This is a genomic window from Nocardia sp. NPDC059236, from assembly GCF_042754085.1.
Classification (GTDB): Bacteria; Actinomycetota; Actinomycetes; order Mycobacteriales; family Mycobacteriaceae; genus Nocardia.
This window is the reverse complement of record NZ_JBHZAF010000043.1, coordinates 1-2944: the sequence shown is the minus strand read 5'-3', so window position 1 is coordinate 2944 and position 2944 is coordinate 1. Positions and strand designations below refer to the sequence as shown.

General features: G+C 69.7%; 2 protein-coding genes. One reads left to right on the top strand and one right to left on the bottom strand.

Translation table 11 applies throughout. From position 1 onward, the window contains the following. Positions 1–155: 155 nt before the first annotated feature. Positions 156–1904 (bottom strand): proline--tRNA ligase, encoded by a 1749-nt coding sequence (locus ACFXIV_RS46790; RefSeq protein WP_379404759.1) that lies wholly within the window; start codon positions 1902–1904, stop codon positions 156–158. Positions 1905–1962: 58 nt separating this feature from the next. Between ACFXIV_RS46790 and yaaA the strand changes: the two genes are divergently transcribed. Then, complete coding sequence (gene yaaA, locus ACFXIV_RS46785; RefSeq protein ID WP_379404757.1) at positions 1963–2709, top strand: peroxide stress protein YaaA; 747 nt, start codon at positions 1963–1965, stop codon at positions 2707–2709. Positions 2710–2944: the final 235 nt, after the last annotated feature.

The window sequence follows — 2944 nt, the reverse complement described above, 5'->3', positions numbered from 1 at the left end:
GGCATGCCCGGCTGGCAACCCGCCAGTTCCGTCCCCGCCCGCCAGCCCCGCTTAGCCCCCCCCCCCCCCCGCCCCGGGCCCCCCCCGCCCCCGCCCCCGCCGCGGCAGCGGCCCCCCCCGGCGCCGGCCCCCCCGCCACTCGGGATTCGGAAGCGTCAGCCGCGGATCTTGGCCGCGACCGAGGCAACGGCGGTCTCGGACGGGAGTTCCTCGGCGGTGCCGGCGAAGCGGTCGCGGAGTTCGATCTTGCCCTCGGCCCAGCCGCGGCCGACGACCACGATGTAGGGCATGCCGAGGAGTTCGGCGTCCTTGAACTTCACGCCCGGGGAGGCGGTGCGGTCGTCGAGGAGGACCTCGAAGCCGAGCGAATCGAGTTCGGCGGCAACCTGTTCGGCGCCGGCGCGGGCACCCTCGTCCTTGTTCGCGATGACGACGTGGACGTCGAACGGGGCGACCTCACGAGGCCAGCGCAGGCCCTTGCCGTCGTGCATCTGCTCGGCGAGCACGGCGACCATCCGGGACACACCGACGCCGTAGGAGCCCATGGTGAGGCGGACCGGCTTGCCGTTCTCGCCCAGCACGTCGACCTCGAAGGCGTCGGTGTACTTCTGGCCGAGCTGGAAGATGTGGCCGATCTCGATGCCGCGGGCGGCTTCCAGGACGCCGAGGCCGTCGGGCGAGGGATCGCCGTCGCGGACCTCGGCGGCCTCGATGGTGCCGTCGGGGGTGAAGTCGCGTCCGGAGACCAGGCCGACGTAGTGCTTGCCCTGCTCGTCGGCGCCGGTGATCCAGGCGGTGCCGGAGACCACGCGCGGGTCGACGAGGTAGCGGATGCCGTTGGCCTGCAGGGCCTTCGGGCCGATGTAGCCCTTCACCAGGAACGGGTTGGCCTTGAAGTCGGTCTCGTCGAGCAATTCCACCTCGGCCGGCTCGACGGACGCCCCGAGGCGCTTGTCGTCGACCTCACGGTCGCCGGGGATGCCAACGGCGAGGATCTCGGTCTTGCCGTCGGGGTAGCGCAGCTTGACCATGACGTTCTTGAGCGTGTCGGCGGCGGTCACCTCGCGGCCCAGCACGTTGGCGGTATTGGCCCAGTCGACCAGCGTCGCGATGGTCGGCGTATTGGGTGTGTCGTGGACGACGGCGTCGGCCTGGCCGTCGAGCGGGATCGCCGGGGGCGCGGCGGTGACCACGGCCTCCACGTTTGCGGCGTAACCGGATTCGCGGCAGATGACGTAGGTGTCCTCGCCGACGGGGCTGTCGGCCAGGAACTCCTCCGACGCCGAGCCACCCATGGCGCCGGAGGTGGCGGCCACGATGACGTACTTGACGCCGAGGCGGTCGAAGATCTTCTGGTAGGCCTCGCGGTGGGCGTTGTAGCTGTTCTTCAGCCCGTCCTCGTCGAGGTCGAAGGAGTACGAGTCCTTCATGATGAACTCGCGCCCGCGCAGGATGCCTGCGCGCGGGCGGCCTTCGTCGCGGTACTTGGTCTGGATCTGGTACAGCGTGACCGGCAGATCCTTGTAGGAGCTGTACTCGCCCTTCACGGTGAGGGCGAACAGCTCCTCGTGGGTGGGGCCGAGCAGATAGTCCTGGCCCTTGCGGTCCTTGAGCCGGAACAGGCCGTCGCCGTACTCGGTCCAGCGGTTGGTGGTTTCGTACGGTTCGCGCGGCAGCAGCGCCGGCAGCGAGATCTCCTGGGCCCCGATGGCGTTCATCTCCGACCGGACGACATCCTCGACCTTGCGCAGCGTGCGCAGGCCGAGCGGCAGCCACGAGTAGACGCCTGGCGCGATGCGACGCACGTAACCGGCACGCACCAGCAGCTTGTGGCTGGGTACCTCGGCGTCGGCGGGGTCGTCGCGCAGGGTGCGCAGGAACAGGTGGGAGAGACGGGTGATCACGGCTCAACACAGTAGCCCCTGCTCGCGCACAGTTCACAAGGCATTACCGTGTTGGCTCGTGCTGGTGCTGCTGCCTCCCTCAGAAACCAAGTCCGACGGTGGTTCGGGCGGTCCCCTGGACCTGGATTCCCTCGCGATGCCGCAGCTCACTGCGGTGCGCGACAAACTCGTCACCGAGGTGATCGCACTGGCCGCAGACCCCGACGCCTCCCGTGCCGCGCTGGCACTGGGCAAGGGGGCTGACGCGGAGATCGCGCGCAATGCCGCGCTGCGCACCTCCGCCACCCGGCCGGCCCTGGACCGCTATACGGGTGTGCTCTACGACGCGCTCGACGCGGCCCGGTTCACCAAGGCCCAGCGCGCCAAGGCCGAGGCGCGCCTGGGCATCGGCTCGGCGCTGTTCGGGGTGATCCGCGCGGGCGATCCGATTCCGGCCTACCGGCTTTCGGGCGGGTCGAAGCTGCCGGGTCTGCCGACGCTGCAGTCGCTGTGGAAGGCGGTGCTGCCGGCGGCGCTGCGCGCGGAGGCGGCCGGGCACCTGGTGGTGGATCTGCGGTCGGGCACCTATCAGAATCTGGGCCGGGTCCCGGGCGCGGTCACCGCGACGGTGCTGACCGAGCGTCCGGACGGGAAGCGAACCGTGGTGAGCCACTTCAACAAACACCACAAGGGACTGCTGGCGCGGGCACTGGTGCTGTCGCGGTCGGAGCCCTCGGATATCGACGGGCTGGCCCGGGTGGCCGAGAAGTCCGGACTGCGCACCGAGATCGCCTCGCCGACCGAGCTGCTCATCATCACCTCCTGAGCACCACGATTTCCTATAGGGAACTTCCCTCGGCCGCGGCGGTTCCGCTGGCTAGAGTGGCCTGGTGGAACCCAAAGACCTGGATCCGGAAGTGCTCGAGCTGGCGAGCAAGATCTTCGATCTGGCCCGCAGCGGCGATGCTGACTGGGCCCCGATGGCGGGTCCACCGGCTATGCGAGTTGTAGCCGTTGCTCGAACTCGGTCGGTGACCATTGCTGCCGGAATGCTTGCGGGG